The organism is Actinomadura sp. NPDC048394 (assembly GCF_040651755.1).
Classification (GTDB): domain Bacteria; phylum Actinomycetota; class Actinomycetes; order Streptosporangiales; family Streptosporangiaceae; genus Spirillospora; species Spirillospora montaniterrae.
Window position 1 is genome coordinate 17,922 of sequence record NZ_JBEZJL010000098.1, and the last position, 21,406, is coordinate 39,327.

A 21,406-nucleotide genomic window follows, 5' to 3' on the forward strand; every position below is an offset into this window, starting at 1 on the left:
GGCTGATCGTCAGCTCACGCGGTTGATCGTCAGCTCACGCGGTGCCGGATGCGCCAGAGCCCGAACCCCGTGAGGACCCCGGCGAGCAGGAGATAGGCGGCGGTCTCCAGCCCCTGGAACGCCCAGTAGCGGCTTTTCGGCTGGTAGGCGACGTCGACGTGCAGGTTCAGCCGGGCGAGGCAGACGGCGGTGTCGCCGAACTTCCCGTCCGCGCCGGTCCGCTGCGGGCTGTTGAGGCACTCGTCGAACTTCGCGCCGCTCAGCGTCCGGCCGTCCGCCGTGCGGAACGGGCTGATGCCGCTCACCCACGCGCCGGGGGAGCCGGGGACCGCGAGCCCGTGGATCACGGCGCCGCCGGTGATGCTCCCCATGTTCTGCGCCCCGTTGATGGCCTGGGCGGTCATCGGCAGGGTGGTCCTCTCCGGCGGGATGAGATGGGGCCGCACCAGGTTCGGGAAGGCGAACTGGAGCACGATGAACGCGACGCCGGTGACGGCCATCGCGGGCAGCGTCCGGCGCAGCAGGAGCCCGACGACGGTGCCCAGCGCGAACGCCAGCACCGCGTAGCCGACCGGCGCGATGTCGCGGGCGCCGAACATGATCCTGGAGAAGCGGTCCCCGGTCGTCTCGTCGAACGGGCGGGCCGCCCAGGTGAGCAGCGCGGACGCGGCTCCGGTGAGCGCCGCGCCGGCCAGCGCCACGAACGCGAGCTTGACGGCGAGCCAGCGGCGCCGGGTGACGCTCTGGTTCCACACGAGCCGGTGCGTGCCGGTCTCCAGCTCCCGCGCGATCAGCGGCGCGCCCCAGAACGTCCCGATGACGATGGGGATCAGCTGGAGCCCGGCGGCGAGGAACAGCAGCGTGCTCTCGTGGTCGCTGCGGAACTGCGCGAGGGCGGACGGGCAGTCGGCGGGCCTGCTCGCGCAGCGGGCCCGGTACGCGTCGTGCGCGTCCCGGATGTCCATGCCGAGGTACACCAGGTAGGCGGCGATCAGGACGAGCGCGATCGCGGCGACGAGCGTCTGGACGCGGAACTGCCGCCAGGTCAGCCAGATCATCGCGTCCCCTCCCCGGTGGTGCCGGACGCCCGGGTCATGTAGGCGAGCACGATGTCCTCCAGCGAGACCGGCTCGACCTTGAACGGCGCCGGCGGGACGGCGTCGCCGCGCACCACGGCGGTGTCGTGCTCGCCCGCGCTCTCGGACCAGATGACCTCGATCCCGGCGGGCGGCCGGGCGAGCGCGCCGCGCGGCGCGACGAGGCGGCGGTGCGCGGCGAGGACGTCCCGGACGTCCCCGGCGAGCTGCACGCGGGACGCGCACAGCACGACCAGGTGGTCGCAGACGCGCTCGATGTCGCCGAGCAGGTGCGACGACAGGACGGCGGCGGCGCCCAGCTCGGCGACGAACTCCAGCAGGTTCCGCAGGAAGCCGGTGCGCGCCAGCGGGTCCAGCGCGGCGGCGGGCTCGTCGAAGATGAGCAGGTCGGGGCGCTTGGCGGCGGCGATCGTCAGGGCGAGCTGGGCGCGCTGCCCACCGGACAGCCCGCCGGCCTTCTGGTCCGGGTTCAGCCCGGCCTGCGCGACGCGCCGCTCGGCGAGCGCGCCGTCCCATCCCGGGTTCAGCTTCGCGCCCATCCGCAGGTGGTCGGCGACGGTGAACGACCCGTAGACGGGCGTGTCCTGCGCGACGAAACCGACGCGCGCCAGGTGCGACGGCCCGGCCGCCGGGGCGGAGCCCAGCACGCGCAGCGTGCCCGACGTCGGCTCGATCAGGCCGCACGCGAGGTGCAGCAGCGTGGACTTCCCGGCGCCGTTCGGTCCGACGAGGCCGATGACGCGTCCCGCCGGGACGGTCAGATCGACACCGCTGAGCGCCGTGCGGCGTCCGTACCTCTTCGTCAGGCCCTCGGCGTGCAGCACCGGGGGCGGTTGCTTGTTCGGCATGCCGATCATCCTCGGAGCCCGGCGCCCGCCCGCTCATCGGCCCGCAGCACCGTTCGCCCGGCCGGCGACCGTACTTTCGGCCGGTTCGCCCTCGCGGGCGGGACGGCCGGTCAGCCACCGTCGACGATGCGGTTCTCCCACGCCCACGCGGCGATCTCGATCCGGTTGCGGAACCCGAGCCTGCTCTGGATGCCGGCCACGTGGCCCTTCACCGTGCTGAGCGAGATGAACAGCTCGGCGGCGATCTCCTGGTTGGTGCGGCCCCGCGCGACGGCCCGCACGACCTCCAACTGCCGGTCGGACAGCGGGACATCCGCCGCGCGCGCCCCCGGCCCGCCGCCCGCCGCCAGATGCCGCAGCAGCCGCAGCGTGACCGACGGCGACACGAGCGCCTCCCCGTTGGCGGCGGCGCGGACGGCCTCGACGAGCAGCGCGGGACCGGCGTCCTTGAGCACGAACCCGACCGCGCCGCCGCGCAGCGCCCCGTACACGTACTCGTCCAGGTCGAACGTGGTGACCACGACGACCCGCAGCGGGTCGCGCACGCCGGGCCCGGCCAGCGCGCGGGTGACCTCGATGCCGTCGAGGCGCGGCATCCGGATGTCGACCAGGCACACGTCCGGGCGCAGCCGCCGCGCCGCCTCCACCGCCTCGGCGCCGTCCGCGACCTCGCCGACCACGGTGATGTCGGGCTGGTCCTCCAGGATGAGCCGCAGGCCGCTGCGGATCATCGTCTGGTCGTCGGCGATCAGCACGCTGATGGTCATCGGGACTCCCGGAGGGGCAGGACCGCGCGCACGGACCAGCCGCCGCCCGGCCGGGGACCGGCGTCCAGGACGCCGCCGAGCGTCTCGACGCGTTCGCGCATGCCGACCAGGCCGTACCCGGCGCGGTGGTGCGTCCGGGCGGGACTCGGCGGGGCGTCGTCGTCGACCCGCACGGTGACGCCGTCCGCCTCCTCTGCGACGGTGACGGCGACCGACCGGGCCTGGGGCGCGTGCCGCCGGACGTTCGTCAGCGCCTCCCGGACGATCCGGTACACCGTGCTGGTCACCTCCGGCGGCCAGTCCTCGCCGCCGGACGCCTGGAGCGTCGCCCGCGGCCCGCGCGCGCTGAACCGCTCGACCAGCTCGTCGAGCCGCTCCGGCCCGGGGGAGGCGGGCGCGGCGTCGGCGGTGTCGCGCAGCAGGCCGACGACGCGGCGCATGGCGGCGAGGGCCTCGGTGCCGGCGGTCTCGATCCCGGCGAGCGGCTCCGCCGCGTTCGCCGGGTCCTTGCGCGCGACGATCTGGGCGGCCTGGGCCTGGATCACCATCCCCGTGATGTGGTGGGCGACGATGTCGTGCAGTTCGCGGGCGAGTTCGAGCCGTTCCTCGCGGCGCACCCTATCGGCGGTGTTCGCGGCACGGACGTCGAGCATCCGCAGCCACCGGCCGGCCGCCACCGCCGCCAGCCACGCCCCGGCGTACGACACGGCCACCGACGACGCACCGCTCGCGCTGATCGGAGGGTCGGCCGCCAGGCGGGCCACGGCCAGGACCAGACCGGCGGCGGCGACGGCGCCGGCCTGCGCGGCGGGCAGGACCCGGACGGCCGTGCCGGTCAGCACCATCAGCCCGAGCACCATGGCCGGGCCGGGCTCGGCGGGCAGCCCGGCCAGGTGCGCCACGGCGATCGTGGCCGCGGCGACGGCCAGGCCCGTGGCGGCCGTCCACGCCGGATTCCGGCGGCGCGTCAGCGCGAGCCCGCACACGACCGCCGCGGCGGGGCCGCCGAGCCGCCAGCTCGCGAGGCCCCAGCTGTCGGCGAGGGCGGCCGCCTGGACGGCGATGGCCGCAATGAACAGGGCTGCGAGCCCGGTGTCGGAGGCGACCGCGGCCCATCGGCGGGACCCGATCACCGCGGCCGCGCCCCGCCATCGCCGCCGGACCGCGCCGTTCGCCATCGATTCGCTCTTCCCTTCGGGGCCGTCACGGATACGGCCGCCCGGCCGCGTCCCGATGCTTCCGGTCGGGTCGCGTGTTGTCGAATACGCGCAGGCCCCCACCGGTGAGGAGGCCGCCGATCATGATCAGGACGGCCAGGACGGTGACGGCGCCGTGCCCGAGGACCAACGCCGCCGCGACGACCGTGATCCCGCCCGCGCCGATGGCGCCCGCCGCCGGCCCCGGCAACCTGCGGAGCGCGGAGCCCACGAGCACCGCGAGGCCGAGCGCGGTGATGGGCCCCGGCTCCTGCGGCAGGTCGGCGGCCACCGACACGGCGACCGCGACGGCCGAGGCGACCAGCCCTGTGACGGCCGTCCCGGCGGGCCACCGCCCGCGCAGCAGCGCGAGCCCGCACACCGCGACGGCGATGACGAGGTCGAACACCCAGGACGTCCCGCCCCAGCTGTCCATGAGCATGTAGGCGGTGAAGGCGATTCCCAGGACGAACACGATGCCCAGCCCGATGTCGGACAGCACGGCCTCGGCCGTCCGCGGTCGATCCGCTGCGTTCATGCCGATGACGCTAGGGAGCCGCGGCGCCCGGCGAACCGGCCGAAAGTACCGAAGGGACGGTTCCGCGTCATGCTCCCGGCCGGTTCGCCGCCGACCGGAATGAAGTCGGAGGAAAGGGGCATCTGTTGTCGCGGGACAACGGTCCGGGAGCAGACCGGGCCGGTGGCGATGAGGAGTGACGGACATGAGCCTCTTCCAGCGGTTCTCGCGGGCCCGGGCGGGACGCCGGACCAGGGCCGCCGAGCGGCGCCGTACCCCGAGCTTCCGCGAGATGCGCGCGCGGATGCGCACCGAGAAGGCCGAGGCCGACCTCCTCGCGACCGAGGAGCGCATCCACCTGGAGGCTGCCCGCATCCGCCGCGGCCGCTGAGCGGCCTGCTGGGCTCGGGCTTGGCATGCGGTAACGGTGTTAGCGGTGGCGTTCGGCGATCGCCATCGCCCACTCGTAGAACGCCGCGGGATCGCCGACCGTGGCTCGCAGGCCGGCGGCGATGACGGGAGCGCCGGCGGCGGTGAGAAGGTCGAAGAGACCGAGATGGACCCATTCCCAGACCATGGCGTCGAAGTTGTAGGCGAGCATGAGCGGGGCCAGCCGCCGCCGGATTCCGGCGATTTCTCTTTGCGTGAATCCGGCTTTGCGCAACCGGTCGATGGTGGCGCGTTCCTCTTCGGCGTCGATTTTGGTGTCGAGGAACGGTTCGAGCAGGTCGCCCCACGTATCGGGACGGGACACCGAGGCGATGCCGTGGCGGTGGCAGAACGCTTCGAGGTCGGGCTTCCGCTCGCGGGGAATGAACAGGGTTTCGCCGAACACGGTCCGGACCTCGGGTCTGATGGTCTTCCAGTCGGCGTCGCGTATATCGGCGGGCGCGACCATTCCGCTGGGGTGCACCGAAGCGCCGGGAAAGCCGTAGCTCAGGAAACGGATGTGGTCCTCCGCGAAGCGCACCTCCATCCACTCAGCATGGTCTTTCGCCGGAGCGTCCGGTAGGCGGCCGGGCTGTGAGGTTCACCGCTCCTCAGTGGCCGCCGACGGCGGCCGGTAGGGTGCCGGGGACGGCACGCGGGAGGTCTCGGGCGGATGGACGCGGCGCAGGCGATTTCCTTGGTGGTGAATTGGATCCGCTCGCACGGGCTGGACTATCCCACCGAGGGCTTGGAGGCGGACCGCTTCGACGCCGGGTGGAGCGTCTACGCGCCGGTGGAGATCGACGAGAGCGACCCCATGGCCTTCCTGGAGATGCCGGTGGGCAGATCGGTGTTCCTGGTAGGCGACTCCGGACGCATCGAGGAGGTGTCGTCCTCCGTTCCTCCGCCGCAGGCCATTGACCGGTTCGTCGCGCAGGAACGCGCCGGCTCGACCGGTCAGGGAATGGGCTCCGACGACTACATGGCCGATTTCGTGCGGTGGCTCGAACAGGACGGGCCGGACGAGGAGGAGCCGGAGACCGGCGGGATCAAAATCGTCGGCCCGCTGCCCCACGACCCCCTGGCGGGCGACGACATCGACGTGGTCGCCGCCGAGGCATCGATGCTGATCGAGCCGATCGTCCAGGAACTGGCCCTCCTCGGGCCGCCCGAATGGGAATGGCTGTGGGCCGAGTTCGCCTTCACCGTCTCCGCCGAGATCGCCCACCTCCGGTTCTCGTCGTACCTCCGGTCGGTGGTCGTTCCGGTGCCGGAGTCGGTCGCGGCCCTCGTCCGCGACCAGCGGCACGCCGTGGCGATGATGCCCGCCGGGCCATGGTGGAGGCTGCTGCTCACCGTCACCAACCGCGGTGAGACGACCGTGAACTACGACTACGGCGACGGCCCCTTTCCGTACGACCAGTTGCTGGCCCCCGAGCATTACCAGAATGACCTGGAGGCGTATCCCCGCCCGCGCGTCCCGGCCTGGCTCGCCCGGTACATCGAGGGGCCGGGGCAGCGCCGCACCCCCTAGCCGCGCCGCCGTAGGATCCGGCTCATGAGCGCGCGCGGGCATGCCGTCACGATCGTGAACGCGTGCCGGCGGGACGGGCGCGGGGGAAGCCCGACCGCCGTCCTGGACGACCGTCCCATGACCGACGCCGAGCGCCGCGCCGTTCCCGCGCTGATGGGGACCTCGCACGCCGTATTCCTCTCCGAGGCGGACGACGGCCTCGCCGTCACGGTGCGCTTCTTCACGACCGAAGGCGAGTTGCCGGCCTGCGGTCACGGGACGGTCGCCGCCCTGGCGGTCCTCGCGGAACGTGCCGGAGACGACGACCATCACGCGGTCTTGCGCACGCCACGACGGAGCTTCACCGGCCACTGCGTAAGGGGAGCGGACCACTTCACGGCCGCCTTCGATCCCGGACCCGTCGAACTGCGCGAGCCAACCGCACGCGAACGCGACCTCGTCGTCCCCGCGCTGGGCATCGCGCCCGGAGCCGTCGGGCCGGGCCTGTCCGTCGCGTCGGTCGGACGGCCCCGGATGCTCGTCCCCGTCACCACCCGGGCCGCGCTGAGCACCCTCGCGCCCGACCAGGCCGGGCTCCGCGCCGCCTGCGACGAACTCGGCCTCCTCGGCGCCTACGTCCACACCCCGCCGACCGCCGAGGGCCGCCTCGCCGCCCGCCTATTCGCCCCGTCCATCGGCGTCCCCGAGGACATCGCGAACGCCAACAGCACCGCATGCCTCGCCGCGCACCTGGCCGGACAGGGCATCACCGGCATCAGCGTCGACATGGGCGACGCGCTCGGCGCCCCGTCCACCATCACCGCCACCGCTCGGCAGGCCGCGCCGGGGCCGGCGGTTCGCGTCGGCGGCACCGCCACGATTGAACGGACCACCGTCCTGCCGCGGATATGAGCAGTCACCTCGCGCGTGACCGCGACCGCGTGCTGGCGCGGCGCCGACCGCTCGACCGGGTGCGGTGCGGCGACGTCGTGGTCCTGGAACCGTCGCCGGACGGCCGGACCTGGAACGTCAAGCGCGTCGCCGCGATCCCCGGGGGCCCGTCCCGCCGGGCGTCGCGGGGGAGGGTGGGACAATACCGGACGGGTCGCTCGCCGTCCTCGGCGACAACCCCGACAGCGTCGACTCGCGGCAGCGCGGCCTGTACCCGGGCGACCGGCTACTCGGCGTGGTGGTGCGCCGGTTGAACGTCACGCCCGCGCCGCGTCAAGATCCGGCGGCATGGCGGAAAGCACCAACGCCCGGCGGACCTTGATCGCAGAGTGCACAAGACGCGGGCGGGCGGGAGCGGGCCCCTTGCCGGTGAAGATCGCCGGGGTTGGCTTCTGGGCCGGCGAGCGCTGATCATCTCGGCAGCGTGCGCCGGGCGGAACCGCGCAGCCGGCTCGGCCCGGCTCGACGTGAGGAGATTCCCATGGTCCGTGCAGCCGACCGCATCGGCGACCGCCTCCTCGGCAGGCTCCTGCCGAAGACCACCGCCCGCGCTGAGGCCTGCTGGTGGACGTCCACGGGCATCCACTGCTGCATCTACGCCGGCCACACCTACTGCCGCTGACCCGGCGCGGCCCCGGCCGGCCCCCGAGGGACCATCGTTGCCGTATCTCGTCGCGAGCGTCGTCTTCGTCGGCGTCCTCTACGCGTCGACCTGATCCTCACCCTGGCGATCGTCCGCCGCCTCCCCGAGCACGCCGCGCTGCTGGCGGTCGGCGGTGCGGCGGCCCCGTTCACCCCGCCCGGTACGGCGCTTCCCGAGTTCACCGCGGCGAGCCTCGACGGCACCGCCGTGACCCGCGCGTTCTTCACCGAGCCGGCGGTGGTAGGCATGTTCTCCACCACCTGCGCGTCCTGCCGGGAACGGCTCCTCGAGTTCGCCGACCGCGTCCGTCCGCTGTACGCGCGGCGCGTCCTGGTGGTCATCGAAGGAACCGGGACGACGCCGAGCCGTTCGTGACCCTCCTGTCGCCCGTCGCCACCGTCGTCGTCGAACCGGCCCGCGGCCCGCTGAACGCGGCGTTCGGCCACCCCGCGACGCCGAGCTTCTACGTCGTCGGCGAGGGCGCGGTCGTCACGGCGTGATGATGACGCCCAACGGCCTGCCGATACCGGCGGACGCGTCAACCCCGCCGATCGCGCGGAGCGGGCGGGCCGGGCGCCGCGGCGGACCCTGGCCGTCGCTGCGCTGGCGTGGCGGGCGCACCCCGGCGCGACGGCCGGGGCGGTCCTGCTCGCCGTGCTCACCGGGCTCGCGCCGGCCGTGACGGCATGGCTGACGAAGGGCGTCCTGGACGCGCTCACCACCCACCGGAACCACGACGCCCTGCCGGCCCTCGCGGCCGGGCTCGCCGCCTGCGGGCTGTGCGTCGTCGTCCTGCCGCACGCCACGACCTACGCGCAGGCCCAGCCCCGGCGTGCGGTGCGGGCCCTCGTCGCCGCCCGCCTGTTTGGGGCGGTCAACGCGCACGGCGGGCTGCGCCGCCTCGAGGACCCGGCGTTCCAGGACACGCTGCGGCTGGCGCACGAGTCCAGCCAGAACGCCCCGGACCGGCTGATCGTCGGCGCCCTGACCATCGGGCAGGCGGCCATCACCCTGGCCGGGTTCGTCGGCACGCTGCTGGTCGTCAACCCGCTGCTGGTCGCGGTGATCTTCCTGGTGGCGCTGCCCTCGGTCCGCGTCCAGCTGCGACCTGCTCCTGCTGGACGAGCCGAGTTCGGGCCTGGACGCGGACGCCGAGCACGCCGTCCACGCGTCGCTGCGGCGCCACCGCCAGGGCCGGACCAGCGTCCTCATCTCGCACCGGCTCGGTGCGGTCCGCGACGCCGATCTCATATTGGTGCTGGGCGAAGGCAGGATCCTCGAACGCGGCACCCACGACGAACTGATCGCGCTGGACGGCGAGGACGCCCGCATCTTCGCGCTCCAGGCCGACGGCTACGCCCGCAGCTGACGGAAGCGCCCCCGGTAGGCGAAGCCTTCGGCGACCCGGCCCAGCCCCGCGATCCGCGGCCTCCGCCGGCGCGCGAGCGACGCCAGGCAGTACAGCCGCAGGACGAGCGGCAGGAGCAGGAACGCCACCACGAACCCGTTCAGGCCGGGATCGTCCTGCGGAACGGGATCGCCGCCGTACCGGACGCCGGAGTAGACCGCGCCGGCGATCACGCCGGCGATCATGAACACCGCGTCGAAGGCGTCGATGAGCGCGCACTGCCACGCGTGGTACCGCGCCTCCCTGTCGCGGACGACCAGCAGGACCAGGCTGCTGAAGAAGGGCATGAAGTAGCAGGCCGCGAAGAGGCCGAGCCGGGGAGGCCGGCCGGCGGCTTCGGACCCCGGGGCCTGGCCGGAAGGCATCCCCGCAAGCGGCGGGACGGTGTGCCGCGCCGCCGGGAAGGGCGGGCGGATGCCCGGAGCGGCCGCCGCGCCGCCAGGCAGAGCGCCGTGCTGCGGCAAGCCGCTGGGGGCGGTGCCGGGCAGAGCGCTGTGCTGCGGGACCGCGCCAGGTGCGTTGCCTGCCGGCCGGGGGTCGCCGCTCCGGCCGAGGTGCAGGTCGACGTCCTGGAGCGCCGCACGCGCGCGGGACGAGACGTCGCGGCTGTCGTCGTCGGTCATCGCCGCGAGCTGCTCGCAGGCCGTCCGTCCCAGGGCGCCGCCCGCCCGCGCGAGCCGCCGCAGGGCTTCGACGGCACCGCCCCGCACGTCCGCGAGCGGGCTCGTGGCCGCCGACAGCAGGTCCGGCGGCAGGCTCGCCCGGCGCGGGCCGCGAGGGCTGCGGGCGATGACCAGCTCGCCTTGCACGTCGAGGTACTTGGTCGGGTTCTGGTGCGGTGTGGCCGCGACGGTCGCCTCGTAGGCGTACTCGTAGAGCTCGTCGATGGAGACGAGGCCGTCGCCGTTCAGGTCGGCGTCGCCCGTCCGCAGCCCGCGGACGACGGCGCCGGTGAAGAGGGACGACGGCGCCGCGTCCGACGCGGCGGGGACCTGGGAGAGGCGCCCGTCCGTCACCTCGAACGAGTACTCCAGCGCGGACGAGGAGCAGATCACCGCGCGGCCGGACCCGCCGAGCCCTCCGGCGACGTCCACGTTCCCGCCGCCGCGGTGCAGCAGGCCGCGGCTGAACGCGCCGCTGTAGCAGCAGTCGAGCAGCACGACGATGTTCCGCGACGGGCACTGCGCTATCTGCTCGCTGAGATAGGCGGCGGGCACGGCGGTGGAGTTCGGCCGGTCCAGCCGCGTGGCCGTCGTGGCGAAGAAGAGCCGGCCGCTCTCGTCCTTCCATCCGTGGCACGAGAAATGGACGAGAAGGACGTCGGTGGGGCGCGCGTCGGCGAAATGGTCCTCCAATGCGCCCATGATCTCGTGCGCCGGGCTGTTGGCCATCGTGGCGACCGCGAAGTCGCCGACGGCCGGGTCGGAAAGGACGGCGGAAAGGCTCGCCGCGTCCTGCGCGGGCGACCGGAGACCGTGCAGTTTCGGGTCGGTGTACCGGTCGGCGGTGATCAGGAGTGCTCGCCGGGGCCGGTGCCGCGGTCGCTCGTCAGCCATTCGATCAGCCGGTTTTCCTCTTCGCGGGTCGGGTGGGAGAGTTCGACGCTGCGGCCGTTCACGGTGATCTTGATGGTGCGGCCCTCGCGCGCGGCGAGCCAGGTGAACACCCCTTTGACGAAGGCGGCGGTCACCGAGCTCGACGCGAGCACGGTCGCGATCGTGCCGATCGCGGCCGCGGCGCCCGACTTCGCGCCCGGCGGAGGAGCCGCTTCGAGCGGCAGCAGCGGCACGCCCCTTTCGCCGAGTTCCCGGCGGAGCCGGCGGCATATCTCATCGGTCCGGGCGGCGTCGGCGTATTGCTCGCCTATTTCCGTGATCGCGATTCCGGGCATCGTCCCCGTCTCATCGTTCGGCCGTCATCGTGGTCCTTCCCACTTGGGACGCGGCGGCGCGGAGAGCGGTGCACGGGCCGGTGTATCGATCCGGTGAACACCGGCGCGTAATAATCGCATTCCGGGTTATTTGGACATTGAGGTGGTTTCGGCTAGAGTGTCCCGGTGACGAACCTACGGAAGCAGATAATCGCCGAGCTCGGCGTCAAGGCGTCCATTGTTCCGGCCGACGAGATCCGGGCGCGGGTCGACTTCCTCAAGGACTACCTGCGGTCGACCGCGGCCACGGGGTACGTGCTCGGGATCAGCGGCGGGCAGGACAGCACGCTCGCCGGGCGGCTGTGCCAGCTCGCCGCCGAGGAGCTGCGGGCCGAGGGGCGCGAGGCCACGTTCGTCGCGGTCCGGCTGCCGTACGGCGTGCAGGCCGACGAGCACGACGCGCAGGTCGCGCTGGAGTTCATCCGGCCCGACCGGTCGATCGCGGTGAACGTCAAGCCGAGCGCGGACGCCGTCGCCGGCGAGGCGGCCGAGGGGCTGCGGGAGCTGCTGGACGGCGAGCCACGGCTGCGGGACTTCGTGCGCGGCAACATCAAGGCCCGCGAGCGGATGGTGATCCAGTACGCGATCGCCGGGCAGCTCGGGCTGATCGTCGTCGGCACCGACCACGCCGCCGAGGCGGTCACCGGGTTCTTCACCAAGTACGGCGACGGCGGCGTCGACGTCACCCCGCTGACCGGCCTGACGAAGCGGCAGGGCGCGGCGCTGCTGCGGGAGCTGGGCGCGCCGCCGAGCGTCTCGGAGAAGGTGCCGACCGCCGACCTGGAGGACGACCGGCCCGCGCTGCCCGACGAGGAGGCGCTCGGCCTGAAGTACAGCGAGATCGACGGCTACCTGGAAGGCGCCGACGTCGCCCCGGAGGTGGCCGCGAAGGTGGAGTCGGTCTACCTCGCGACCCGGCACAAGCGAACCGTCCCGGTCACCCCGCTCGACGACTGGTGGCGCTGAGCCGTTCTCGGCCGGACCGTGCTCAGCGGGTGGGGGCCGTGATGAGGAACGACACCGCTCCCTTCTCGTCGAGGCGGACGTCGAGGACCTTGTCGTGCAGGTACGCGGCGGCCGCGGAGTCCAGGAACAGGCGGGCGCCCTCCGCCTCGACGACCTCGTCGGTGGACGCGGGGCGCTCCGCCGGCGTCACGGCGAGGAGGGAGGCGGCGTCGTCGAGCGGCGCGATGCGCATGCCGGCGCCGCCGGGCAGGTCCGGCCGGGAGGACAGATCGCGGATCGCGCTGGCGGCCGTTCCCGTGACGATGAGCACAACGAACTCCTGAGCCTCGCTTGAACCAACCGGTGGTCATGACAGCCGCATTTTGTCTACCCCGGGGTCTCCGCACCGAATCCGTGACGCGCGCCACGGGTAAGGGAAGGGCCTGACCAGCGAATTTCCCGGGGGGACGATGAGCGAGCCGACGGCGGACGGCGGTGTCGGGGACGAGGAGCCGGAGAGCTCCCGCGCGGAGGCGGGGGAGGACGAGCCCCGGCGCCGGAGGCGCCCGGACGAGGCCGAGGGGTTCTCGCCGACCTCCCCCGAGGGGCGCGGCGGCCGGCTCGAGGACCTCAGCCCCGACGACTTCGAATAGCGCCCGGCGGGCACTGCCGCGTCGGCGCCGCCGGTGATTCCGGCCATTTCGCCGGCGCTCCGTGAATTCAACGCGAAAAGGAGCGGACGTGTCGTCCTACGACTACGCGCGCGCCATTCAGGACGTCATCGAGGAATCCGCCGGCCCGCGGGCCGCCGACGTGGACCGCGGCGGGGCCTTTCCCCGCGCGAACATCGACGCGCTCGCGGACGCCGGCCTGCTCGGCCTCATCAGCGCCGAGGACGCGGGCGGGCGGGGCGAGGGGCTCGGCGCCGCCGCGCACGTCGTCGAGCGGCTCGCGGGCGCCTGCGGGTCCACGGCGATGGTGCTGCTCATGCACTACGCCGCCACGGCGCTGATCGAGGCGCACGGGCCGAAGGACGTCCGCGAGGCGATCGCCGGCGACGCGCATCTGAGCACGCTCGCGTTCTCCGAGGCCGGATCGCGCAGCCACTTCTGGGCGCCGCTCGGCACGGCCGCGCCCGCCGGCGACGGCCGGGTGCTGCTCGACGCGGACAAGAGCTGGGTCACCTCGGCGGGCGAGGCCGACAGCTACGTCTGGTCGAGCCGCCCCCTCGCGGGGGACGGCCCGATGACGCTGTGGCTGGTGCCGCGGGACCGGGAGCGGCTGAGCGTCCGCGGCCCGTTCGACGGCCTCGGGCTGCGCGGCAACGCGTCCAGCCCGGTCAGCGCCGACGGCGTGCTCGTCGACCGGGAGGCCATGCTCGGGCCGGACGGGGAGGGCCTGGACATCGCCCTCGGGACGGCGCTGCCGCACTTCCTGGTCCTCAGCGCGGCGTTCTCGCTCGGGCTGATGGAGGCGCTCACCGCCAAGGCCGCCGAGCACCTGACCCGGACGAGGCTGGAGCATCTCGGGCAGACCCTCGCCGACCAGCCGATGCAGCGCGCGCGGTTCGCGGAGCTGCGGATCCGCACCGACCAGGTCCGCGCGTTCCTGCGCGACGCGCTCGCCGCGCTCGCCGAAGGGCGCCAGGACGCGACGCTGCGCGTCCTGGAGGTGAAGGCCGTCGCGGCCGAGGCCGCCTCCGAGGTCGCGGACGCGACGATGCGGCTGTGCGGCGGCGCCGCGTTCCGCAAGGAGTTCGGCGTCGAGCGGCTGTTCCGCGACTCGCTCGCGGCGCGGGTGATGGCGCCGACCACGCAGGCGCTGCACGACTTCGTCGGCCGGGCGAGCCTCGGCATGCCGCTCTTCTAGGGGGTCCGGATGACGCTGGTGATGGGCGCCGTCGCCTACGACCCCAAGGTCGTGACGATCTGGGCCGGGTTCCGCGCCTGGTTCGCGCGGCAGGGCTTCGACTTCGACTTCGTGCTCTACTCCCACTACGAGCGGCAGGTCGACGATCTGGCCGCCGGCCGCATCGACGCCGCGTGGAACTCGCCGCTGGCGTGGATCCGCGCCCGGCGCCTGGCCGGCGGACGGCTCGCACCGCTCGTCATGCGGGACACCGACCAGGACCTGACCTCGGTGATCGTCGTCCGGGAGGACTCCCCGTACAAGGACGTCGCCGACCTCAAGGGCGAGACGGTCGGGACCGGCGCGATCGACTCGCCGCAGGCCACGCTGATCCCGTCCGCGCTGCTGCGCGAGCGCGGGCTCCGGCCGGGGGAGGAGGTCGCGGTCCGGCGCTTCGACGTCGGCGTCGGGCTGCACGGCGACCACATCGGCGGCGAGCGCGAGGCCGCCCGCGCGATGATGGCCGGCGACGTCGCCGCGGCGTGCCTGATCGACGCCGACCACCTGCTGTTCGTCCGCGAGGGCACGCTGCCGGCGGGTGGCACGCGCGTGATCGGCCGGACGCGTCCCTACGACCACTGCACCCTGACCGCCGCCCGTGCCACGCCCGAGACGGACCGATTCCGGGACCTGCTGCTGTCGATGGACGCGGCCGACCCGGACGTCCGGGCGCTGTTCGACCTCGAAGGGCTCACCGCCTGGCGTCCCGCCCGGACGAGCGGCTACGCGCTCCTCGAGCAGGCCGTGGACGACGAGGGGTTCTACGACCCGGCCGGCGCGATCACCGCGCCGGGCTACCGGCCTTGACCGACCCTGTCCTCGACCTCGAAGACCTGGGCTTCGAGACCGGCGCGCACCTGCTCGTGCAGCGGGCGCTCCGCGAACTGCCGCCGGGCGCCCGGCTCGGCGTCCGGGGCCGCGACCCGCTGCTCGACCCGCACCTGCGCGCATGGTGCCGGCCGCGCGGCCACACCGTCGTCCCGGCCTGCGAGCCCGTGCTCGCCTGGGTCGTCCCGGGACGCGCCGACCGCTGGGCGCGCGCCGAACGGGCGGGCTCCCCGGACGACATCGTCGCGAAGGCCCCCGCCCATTGGGGCCTGGCCGCGCGCGGCGCGCTGGTCGAACCCGGCGGCCCGGAACCGCCGTTCGACCTCGCCGACCGCGACCTGCTCTGGACCGAGATCGCCCCCGCGCTCTACGCGCACGCCGCGTCCGCGCAGTGGGACCCGGCCACGGCGATCCCGTGGGACGCCGAGGTCGCCCTCCCGCCCGACATCGAGCGGGCCGTCGTCCAGATCATGACGTACCTGGTCGAGAACGAGCAGGCCGCGCTGGTCGTCCCGGCCCGGCTGCTCGCCCGCGTCCACCCGCACTTCCGCGAGGTCGCGCAGCTCCTCGCCGTCCAGGCCGCCGACGAGGCCCGGCACGTCGAGGTCTTCGCCCGCCGCGCGGCGCTCACCGGCGGGCCGCTCGGCACGTCCGCCGCGGGCGGCCGCGCGTCCCTCGCCACCCTGCTCACCGAACCCGACTTCTCCCTCGCGTCCTTCCTGCTGTCGGTGCTCGGCGAGGGCACCTTCCTCAACCTGCTCGCCTTCCTCGACCGGCACGCCCCCGACCCGGTGACGCGGCGGGCCGTCCGCCTCGCCCGGCAGGACGAGGCGCGCCACGTCGCGTTCGGCGTCGCGCACCTGCGCCACCGCTCCGAGGCCGACCCGCACCTGCGCTCGCGGCTGCGCGCCGCGGTCGAGCGCCGCCACGACGCCCTCGCCACGTCCACCGGCCTCAACGATGACGTCTTCGACGCGCTGATCCTCCTCGCCGCCGGCGAGTGGTCGCCCCACGCGATCCGGCGCGGCCACGCCGCGGTGCTCGACCTGCGGAAGGAGATGGACGAAGGGCGCCGGCGCCGCCTCGTCCACCTCGGCTTCCCCGACGACGAGGCCGCCGCCCTCTCCGCCCTCCACACCCGCAACTTCATGTGACCCACCCGCACCCGAGCGCGGCCGCGGCCCCAAGCGCCGCGGGCACGCCGCCGCCCGCATCCCCGTCAGGCGCCGGCGATGTTGATCAGGACGACCAGGGCGATCAGCAGGACGGGGACGAGGGCGCCGATGACGGCGATCGGGCGGGACATCAGCGGGGGACCCGGGTCGGCGGGGCGGCGGTGCGGGCTCCCGTCCGGCGGAGGCATCGGCGGCGCCAGGGAGGCGACCTTGCCGTGCCGGGTGAGGTTGATCAGGACGGTGACCGGCGTCGCGATGAAGGAGATGTAGCCCCACCAGCCGCCGATCAGGGTCTTGGCCGTCATGTCCCGGAACACCGCGAGGCCGCAGTCCCGGCAGAACGGGCCCTTGGTGTGCAGGAACGACATGATCAGGATCATGCCGCGGTGGCCGCGGAAGGTGGTCTCGACCGCCGGGACGCAGCCGCAGAAGCGGCATTGGGGCCCGTGGTGCGAGGGCTGCTGAGCACCGTACGGCATGGGCTGGGCGGATGGCGCGCCGTACGGGGCCTGCTGCGGAGGCGGCCCGTACGGGGCCTGCTGCTGCCCCGCATAGGGCTGACCGGCGTAGGGCTGACCTGCGTGGGGCTGGCCGGCGTAGGGCTGGCCGGTGTGTGGCTGTCCGGCGTAGGGCGTCTCCTGGGGAGCGCCGTAGCCGGGTCCGCCGTGTCCGTACGGCGTCGGGTTCGATGGTGGCTGCACAGCCGCCGCCTCCGCTCTTCAGGGGGATCGGCTGATCTTGCCATGGGAGCGGCGTCCGGGACGGTGATTCGGGTGCGGCGGCCGATCGCGGCCCCGGCTCAGGAGAGGGCGCGCCAGGTGTCGGTGAGGGTGCGGCGGAACTCGCCGACCTGCCGCGCGGGCAGTTCGCGGATCATCCGTTCCTCGAGTTCGCCGACGGGCCCGGCGAGGCCGTCCAGGAGGGCGCGTCCGGCGGGGGTGAGCAGGATGAGCAGCTCGCGGCGGTTGGCGGGGTTGCGCTCGCGGCGGACGAGGCCGCGCGTCTCCAGGGCGCGGACCATGTCGGCCATCGACTGCGCGGTGACGAACGAGTCGCGGGCCAGCTGGGCGGCCGACAGGCCGTCGTGCCGCTCCAGGACGGTGAGCGCCGTGTACTGCAGCGCCGTGATCCCGGCCGGTTTGACCAGTTCCTCGAGCCGGGACCGGACGAGCAGCTCCAGCCGCTTGACCAGGTAGAGCAGCGACGGCGGCGCCTTGCCGTCGGCCTGCGGCGGCGGGCTGTCGGTCATCGGCTCTCCCCGTTCGCGGTGCACGCGTCCAGGGTAGGGCATTGACAGGAAACCTGTTGAATGTGAACACTGGCCATCAACAGGATTCCTGTCGATTGTGGGGAGCTATGGAACTGGACGGGAAGGTCGTCGTCGTCACCGGGAGCGGGCGCGGCCTCGGCCTCGCCTACGCCGAGGCCCTGGCGGCCGCCGGCGCGTCGGTGGTGGTCAACGACGTGGACCGGGACGCGGTCGACGCGGCGGTCGGCAGGATCACCGCGGCGGGCGGCACCGCGACCGGGGTCGTCGCGGCGGTCGGCGGCACCGAGACCGCCGACGAGCTGGTCGGCACGGCCGTCCGGGAGTTCGGCCGGCTCGACGTGATGGTCACCAACGCGGGCATCCTGCGCGACCGCGTGCTGTGGAAGATGACCGACGAGGACTTCGACGACGTCATCCGCGTCCACCTGCGCGGCACCTTCACCTGCGCGCGCGCCGCGGCGGCGCGGATGCGCGAGCAGGGGACCGGCGGGCGGATCATCCTGATCTCGTCCCCGGCCGGGCAGCGCGGCAACTTCGGCCAGACCAACTACGCGGCGGCCAAGGCCGGCATCGCGGCGATGGCCCGGACGTGGGCGATGGAACTGGCCAGGGCGGGTATCACCGTGAACGCGGTCGTGCCGGTCGCGGCGACCGAGATGACCAAGACGATCCCCGCGTTCGGCCCGGTCATCGAGGAGTCCGAGCGCACCGGGAAGCCGTTCCCGGACTGGCTGCGCAAGGACGAGGGCCTCGGCACCGTCGAGGACGTCACCGGCCTGATCACCTTCCTGGCCTCGGACGCGTCCAAGGACGTGACCGGGCAGGCGATCGGGATCGGCGGCGACCGGCTGGCGCTGTGGGCGCACCCGAAGGAGAAGGCGGTCGCGTTCGCGGACGGCGGCTGGAGCGCCGAGGCGATCGCCGAGCAGTGGAGCACGGGCGTGGGCGCCGAGCCGGAGACCTACGGCATCCCCGCCCCCAAGGCACCGGAGGGCTGAGATGGCCGACCTCACGATCGACGTCGACGCGCTGACCGCCATCGACGTGCACACCCATGCCGAGATCAGCAAGGACGGGCACGGGTCGCTGAGCCCGGAGCTGTTCGGCGCGTCCGAGGAGTACTTCAAGGCGCACGGGCACCGGCAGCCGACCATCGAGGAGATGGCCGCGTACTACCGCGAGCGGCACATGGCGGCGGTCGTGTTCACCGTGGACGCCGAGCACGCCACGGGCTGGCCGCGCATCTCCAACGAGGAGGTCGCCGAGAGCTGTGGCGAGCACCCGGACGTCCTGATCCCGTTCGCCAGCATCGACCCGCACAAGGGCAGGGCGGGCGTGCGGGAGGCGCGGCGGCTCGTCGAGGAGTACGGGGTGCGCGGGTTCAAGTTCCACCCGAGCATCCAGGGCTTCGCCCCCAACGACCCGCTCGCCTACCCGCTGTACGAGGCGATCGAGGAGCTGGGTGTCCCGGCGCTGTTCCACACCGGGCAGACCGGCATCGGCGCGGGCGTCCCGGGCGGCGGCGGCATCCGCCTGAAGTACTCGAACCCGATGCTCGTGGACGACGTCGCGGTGGACTTCCCCGAGCTGCGGATCATCCTGGCGCACCCGTCCTTCCCCTGGCAGGACGAGGCGCTGGCCGTCGCCAACCACAAGCCGTACGTGTACATCGACCTGTCGGGATGGTCGCCGAAGTACTTCCCGCCGCAGCTCGTCCGGTACGCCAACAGCCTGCTCAAGGACAAGGTGCTGTTCGGCTCGGACTACCCCGTCATCACCCCGGACCGCTGGCTCGCCGACTTCGAGAAGCTGGAGATCAAGCCCGAGGTCCGCCCGAAGATCCTCAAGGACAACGCCGCCCGCCTGCTCGGGCTCACCGGCAAGGAGAACGCATGATCACCGCCAACGGGCTCGCCGAGATCAAGGCCCTGGCCGGCAAGGACCTCGGCCACAGCGCATGGCTCGACATCACCCAGGAGCGGGTGAACACCTTCGCCGACGCCACCGACGATCACCAGTGGATCCACACCGATCCGGAGAAGGCCAAGGACGGCCCGTTCGGCGCCGCCATCGCGCACGGCTACCTGACGCTGTCGCTGGTCATCCCGCTGTTCAACGACCTGCTCGACATCCAGGGCACGAAGATGAGCATCAACTACGGGCTGGAGAAGGTCCGCTTCCCCAGCCCCGTCCGCGTCGGCGCGAAGATCCGGCTCGCCGGGAAGGTCGCCGAGGTGACCGACGTCCCGGGCGGCGGCGTGCAGATGGTCTGCGACTTCACCGTCGAGATCGACGGCGAGGCCAAGCCCGCCTGCGTCGCCCAGGCCGTCTACCGCCACTACGCCTGACCCGCCCGGCCCGGCCCCGCACGGCCGGCCATCCGCACACGCTGCTCAGCAAGAGGAGTGAAACACCGTGGTGAACGCAGGACTCGGGGGATGGCCGGCCAGGCGGGCCGTGATGTCGCCCGGCCGCACCGCCTTCGTCTTCCGGGACCGCCCGACGACGTACGGGGAGGTCCACGACCGGACGGCGCGGCTCGCCGCCCGGCTGCGCGCCGCCGGCGTCGGCAAGGGCGACCGGGTCGCCTACCTCGGGCCGAACCACCCCGCGTTCGTCGAGACGATGTTCGCCGCGCACGTGCTCGGCGCGATCTTCGTCCCGCTGAACTTCCGGCTCGCCGCGCCGGAGATCGACTACATGCTCGGCCACAGCGGTGCGTCGGTGCTCGTCTACGCACCGGAGTGCGCGGCGGTCGTCCGCGCGGCGGAGCAGGCGCCGGGCACCGTCGTGGCGGTCGGCGAGCCGGCCGCCGGCGAACTCGCCTACGAGGACTGGCTCGCGTCCGGCGACCCGTCCCCGATCGACACCGAGGTCTCCCTCGACGACGTGGCGTGCATCCTCTACACCTCCGGCACCACCGGACGTCCCAAGGGCGCGATGCTCACCCACGGGAACCTGGTGTGGAACTGCTACAACCTGCTCGTCGGCGTGGACGTCGCCGGCGACGAGGTGACGCTGGTCAGCGCGCCGCTGTTCCATGTGGCGGCGCTGAACCAGTGCCTGCTGCCGACGTTCCTCAAGGGCGGATGCTCGGTCATCATGCCGTCCTGGGACGTGGACGAGTGCTTCGACCTCATCGAGCGGCACCGCGTCACCTGGATGTTCGGCGTCACGGCCATGTTCGCGGCGCTGTCGCAGTCGCCGCGGTGGGACGGCGCCGACCTGTCGTCGGTCCGCAGCCTGATGTCGGGCGGGGCGCCGGTGCCGCCCGCGCTCATCCACACCTACCAGGAGCGCGGCCTCGTCTTCTGCCAGGGCTACGGCCTCACCGAGACGGCGCCCGGCGCGACGTTCCTCGAAGCGGCGGAGAGCGAGCGCAAGGCGGGGTCGGCGGGCGTGCCGGTGTTCTTCACCGGCGTCCGCTGCGTCCGGACCGACCTGACCGACACGGCGCCCGGCGAGCCCGGCGAGGTCATCATCAAGGGGCCGAACGTCACGCCGGGCTACTGGAACGCCCCCGACGCGACCAGGTCCGCGTTCACCGACGACGGCTGGTTCCGCTCCGGCGACCTCGCGCACGTCGACGCCGAGGGCTACTTCTACATCGTCGACCGCGTGAAGGACATGTTCATCTCCGGCGGCGAGAACGTCTACCCGGCGGAGGTGGAGGCCGCGATCTTCGAGCATCCGGCGGTCACCGAGGCCGCGGTGGTCGGCGTGCCCGACACTCGGTGGGGCGAGGTGGGCCGGGCGTTCGTCATCACCGCGCCCGGCGCCGCCCTCGACCTCGCCGAGCTGCGGTCGTTCCTCGGCACCCGCCTGGCGAAGTACAAGATCCCCGTGTACCTGGACGTGGTCGACGACCTTCCCCGCACCGGCTCCAACAAGGTCCAGAAGGCCCGTCTCCGCGCCATCCCCCTCTCGCCCCCCGCCTCTTGAGGCGCGGCGAGCCGTCGTTACGAGCGGACTCGTGACGAC

General features: G+C 73.4%; 28 protein-coding genes. 16 read left to right on the forward strand and 12 right to left on the reverse strand.

Annotation, left to right across the window (positions count from 1 at the left end):
• Positions 1-29 precede the first annotated feature (29 nt).
• From AB0C78_RS44510 to AB0C78_RS44530, 5 genes are all read right to left on the reverse strand, one after another.
• Entirely contained in the window at positions 30-1,058 is a 1,029-nt protein-coding gene (locus AB0C78_RS44510; RefSeq protein ID WP_360760654.1) for an ABC transporter permease subunit, read from the reverse strand.
• On the reverse strand, positions 1,055-1,945 hold the full coding sequence (locus AB0C78_RS44515; RefSeq protein ID WP_360760656.1) for an ABC transporter ATP-binding protein: 891 nt from the start codon (positions 1,943-1,945) through the stop codon (positions 1,055-1,057). The genes AB0C78_RS44510 and AB0C78_RS44515 overlap by 4 nt, the downstream gene beginning before the upstream one ends.
• 110 nt (positions 1,946-2,055) lie before the next feature.
• Positions 2,056-2,712 carry a response regulator transcription factor gene (locus tag AB0C78_RS44520; RefSeq protein ID WP_360760659.1) on the reverse strand — a complete coding sequence of 219 codons (657 nt, stop codon included), beginning with the start codon at positions 2,710-2,712 and terminating at the stop codon, positions 2,056-2,058.
• A complete protein-coding gene (locus tag AB0C78_RS44525) occupies positions 2,709-3,890 on the reverse strand; it encodes a sensor histidine kinase (protein WP_360760662.1) in 1,182 nt (393 codons plus the stop codon). Before AB0C78_RS44525 ends, AB0C78_RS44520 begins: the two co-directional genes overlap by 4 nt.
• Before the next feature lie 25 nt (positions 3,891-3,915).
• Positions 3,916-4,446, reverse strand: coding sequence for a hypothetical protein (locus tag AB0C78_RS44530; protein ID WP_360760665.1), 531 nt, complete (start codon positions 4,444-4,446; stop codon positions 3,916-3,918).
• A 184-nt stretch (positions 4,447-4,630) separates the two neighbouring features.
• Here AB0C78_RS44530 and AB0C78_RS44535 point away from each other — a divergent pair, with 184 nt between their 5' ends.
• Positions 4,631-4,816, forward strand: coding sequence for a hypothetical protein (locus AB0C78_RS44535; protein ID WP_360760668.1), 186 nt, complete (start codon positions 4,631-4,633; stop codon positions 4,814-4,816).
• A 39-nt stretch (positions 4,817-4,855) separates the two neighbouring features.
• Here the strand turns inward: AB0C78_RS44535 and AB0C78_RS44540 are convergent, their stop codons facing one another.
• Positions 4,856-5,401, reverse strand: coding sequence for a hypothetical protein (locus tag AB0C78_RS44540; RefSeq protein ID WP_360760670.1), 546 nt, complete (start codon positions 5,399-5,401; stop codon positions 4,856-4,858).
• Between the two features lie 153 nt (positions 5,402-5,554).
• Here AB0C78_RS44540 and AB0C78_RS44545 point away from each other — a divergent pair, with 153 nt between their 5' ends.
• From AB0C78_RS44545 to AB0C78_RS44570, 6 genes are all read left to right on the forward strand, one after another.
• Positions 5,555-6,388, forward strand: coding sequence for a hypothetical protein (locus tag AB0C78_RS44545; protein ID WP_360760673.1), 834 nt, complete (start codon positions 5,555-5,557; stop codon positions 6,386-6,388).
• 24 nt (positions 6,389-6,412) lie between these two features.
• The gene (locus AB0C78_RS44550; protein WP_360760676.1) at positions 6,413-7,279 is read left to right on the forward strand and encodes a PhzF family phenazine biosynthesis isomerase; all 867 of its coding nucleotides are present in this window, start codon (positions 6,413-6,415) and stop codon (positions 7,277-7,279) included.
• A 64-nt stretch (positions 7,280-7,343) separates the two neighbouring features.
• On the forward strand, positions 7,344-7,640 hold the full coding sequence (locus AB0C78_RS44555; RefSeq protein ID WP_360760679.1) for a S26 family signal peptidase: 297 nt from the start codon (positions 7,344-7,346) through the stop codon (positions 7,638-7,640).
• Between the two features lie 159 nt (positions 7,641-7,799).
• Positions 7,800-7,940, forward strand: a complete 141-nt coding sequence (locus tag AB0C78_RS44560; protein ID WP_360760682.1) for a hypothetical protein — start codon at positions 7,800-7,802, stop codon at positions 7,938-7,940.
• 228 nt (positions 7,941-8,168) lie between these two features.
• Positions 8,169-8,336 carry a hypothetical protein gene (locus tag AB0C78_RS44565; RefSeq protein WP_360760685.1) on the forward strand — a complete coding sequence of 56 codons (168 nt, stop codon included), beginning with the start codon at positions 8,169-8,171 and terminating at the stop codon, positions 8,334-8,336.
• Entirely contained in the window at positions 8,333-8,461 is a 129-nt protein-coding gene (locus AB0C78_RS44570) for a hypothetical protein (RefSeq protein WP_360760688.1), read from the forward strand. Before AB0C78_RS44565 ends, AB0C78_RS44570 begins: the two co-directional genes overlap by 4 nt.
• On the opposite strand, the gene AB0C78_RS44575 is transcribed toward AB0C78_RS44570, so the two are convergent.
• The 3 genes from AB0C78_RS44575 to AB0C78_RS44585 all read right to left on the reverse strand — a co-directional run bounded on the left by AB0C78_RS44575 (position 8,451) and on the right by AB0C78_RS44585 (position 11,260).
• Positions 8,451-9,173, reverse strand: coding sequence for a hypothetical protein (locus tag AB0C78_RS44575; RefSeq protein ID WP_360760691.1), 723 nt, complete (start codon positions 9,171-9,173; stop codon positions 8,451-8,453). The two genes, AB0C78_RS44570 and AB0C78_RS44575, sit on opposite strands and share 11 nt — an antisense overlap.
• Before the next feature lie 141 nt (positions 9,174-9,314).
• Positions 9,315-10,925: a caspase family protein gene (locus AB0C78_RS44580; protein ID WP_360760693.1), complete on the reverse strand. Its 1,611-nt coding sequence runs from the start codon at positions 10,923-10,925 to the stop codon at positions 9,315-9,317.
• The gene (locus AB0C78_RS44585) at positions 10,880-11,260 is read right to left on the reverse strand and encodes a hypothetical protein (RefSeq protein ID WP_360760695.1); all 381 of its coding nucleotides are present in this window, start codon (positions 11,258-11,260) and stop codon (positions 10,880-10,882) included. The genes AB0C78_RS44580 and AB0C78_RS44585 overlap by 46 nt, the downstream gene beginning before the upstream one ends.
• A gap of 165 nt (positions 11,261-11,425) precedes the next feature.
• Here AB0C78_RS44585 and nadE point away from each other — a divergent pair, with 165 nt between their 5' ends.
• The gene (gene nadE, locus AB0C78_RS44590) at positions 11,426-12,265 is read left to right on the forward strand and encodes an ammonia-dependent NAD(+) synthetase (protein WP_151544514.1); all 840 of its coding nucleotides are present in this window, start codon (positions 11,426-11,428) and stop codon (positions 12,263-12,265) included.
• A gap of 22 nt (positions 12,266-12,287) precedes the next feature.
• Here nadE and AB0C78_RS44595 read toward each other — a convergent pair whose 3' ends face one another.
• Positions 12,288-12,575, reverse strand: coding sequence for a Fe-S cluster assembly protein HesB (locus AB0C78_RS44595; protein WP_360760698.1), 288 nt, complete (start codon positions 12,573-12,575; stop codon positions 12,288-12,290).
• Between the two features lie 139 nt (positions 12,576-12,714).
• Between AB0C78_RS44595 and AB0C78_RS44600 the strand changes: the two genes are divergently transcribed.
• The 4 genes from AB0C78_RS44600 (at position 12,715) to AB0C78_RS44615 (ending at position 16,134) form a co-directional block, all read left to right on the forward strand.
• Positions 12,715-12,897 (forward strand): hypothetical protein, encoded by a 183-nt coding sequence (locus AB0C78_RS44600; protein ID WP_360760699.1) that lies wholly within the window; start codon positions 12,715-12,717, stop codon positions 12,895-12,897.
• Positions 12,898-12,985: 88 nt separating this feature from the next.
• Positions 12,986-14,113: an acyl-CoA dehydrogenase family protein gene (locus AB0C78_RS44605; protein ID WP_360760701.1), complete on the forward strand. Its 1,128-nt coding sequence runs from the start codon at positions 12,986-12,988 to the stop codon at positions 14,111-14,113.
• Between the two features lie 9 nt (positions 14,114-14,122).
• Positions 14,123-14,959 (forward strand): PhnD/SsuA/transferrin family substrate-binding protein, encoded by an 837-nt coding sequence (locus AB0C78_RS44610; RefSeq protein ID WP_360760703.1) that lies wholly within the window; start codon positions 14,123-14,125, stop codon positions 14,957-14,959.
• Positions 14,956-16,134, forward strand: coding sequence for a hypothetical protein (locus AB0C78_RS44615; RefSeq protein ID WP_360760704.1), 1,179 nt, complete (start codon positions 14,956-14,958; stop codon positions 16,132-16,134). Before AB0C78_RS44610 ends, AB0C78_RS44615 begins: the two co-directional genes overlap by 4 nt.
• A gap of 65 nt (positions 16,135-16,199) precedes the next feature.
• Here AB0C78_RS44615 and AB0C78_RS44620 read toward each other — a convergent pair whose 3' ends face one another.
• Entirely contained in the window at positions 16,200-16,634 is a 435-nt protein-coding gene (locus tag AB0C78_RS44620) for a hypothetical protein (protein ID WP_360760705.1), read from the reverse strand.
• Between the two features lie 320 nt (positions 16,635-16,954).
• Entirely contained in the window at positions 16,955-17,404 is a 450-nt protein-coding gene (locus AB0C78_RS44625) for a MarR family transcriptional regulator (protein ID WP_360760707.1), read from the reverse strand.
• Positions 17,405-17,511: 107 nt separating this feature from the next.
• Between AB0C78_RS44625 and AB0C78_RS44630 the strand changes: the two genes are divergently transcribed.
• The 4 genes from AB0C78_RS44630 to AB0C78_RS44645 all read left to right on the forward strand — a co-directional run bounded on the left by AB0C78_RS44630 (position 17,512) and on the right by AB0C78_RS44645 (position 21,367).
• Positions 17,512-18,423, forward strand: a complete 912-nt coding sequence (locus AB0C78_RS44630) for an SDR family NAD(P)-dependent oxidoreductase (RefSeq protein WP_360760709.1) — start codon at positions 17,512-17,514, stop codon at positions 18,421-18,423.
• A gap of 16 nt (positions 18,424-18,439) precedes the next feature.
• Positions 18,440-19,321, forward strand: coding sequence for an amidohydrolase family protein (locus AB0C78_RS44635; RefSeq protein WP_360760714.1), 882 nt, complete (start codon positions 18,440-18,442; stop codon positions 19,319-19,321).
• Positions 19,318-19,773: a MaoC family dehydratase gene (locus tag AB0C78_RS44640; RefSeq protein ID WP_360760711.1), complete on the forward strand. Its 456-nt coding sequence runs from the start codon at positions 19,318-19,320 to the stop codon at positions 19,771-19,773. Before AB0C78_RS44635 ends, AB0C78_RS44640 begins: the two co-directional genes overlap by 4 nt.
• Positions 19,774-19,840: 67 nt before the next feature.
• Positions 19,841-21,367 carry a long-chain fatty acid--CoA ligase gene (locus AB0C78_RS44645; RefSeq protein ID WP_360760712.1) on the forward strand — a complete coding sequence of 509 codons (1,527 nt, stop codon included), beginning with the start codon at positions 19,841-19,843 and terminating at the stop codon, positions 21,365-21,367.
• Positions 21,368-21,406 lie beyond the last annotated feature (39 nt).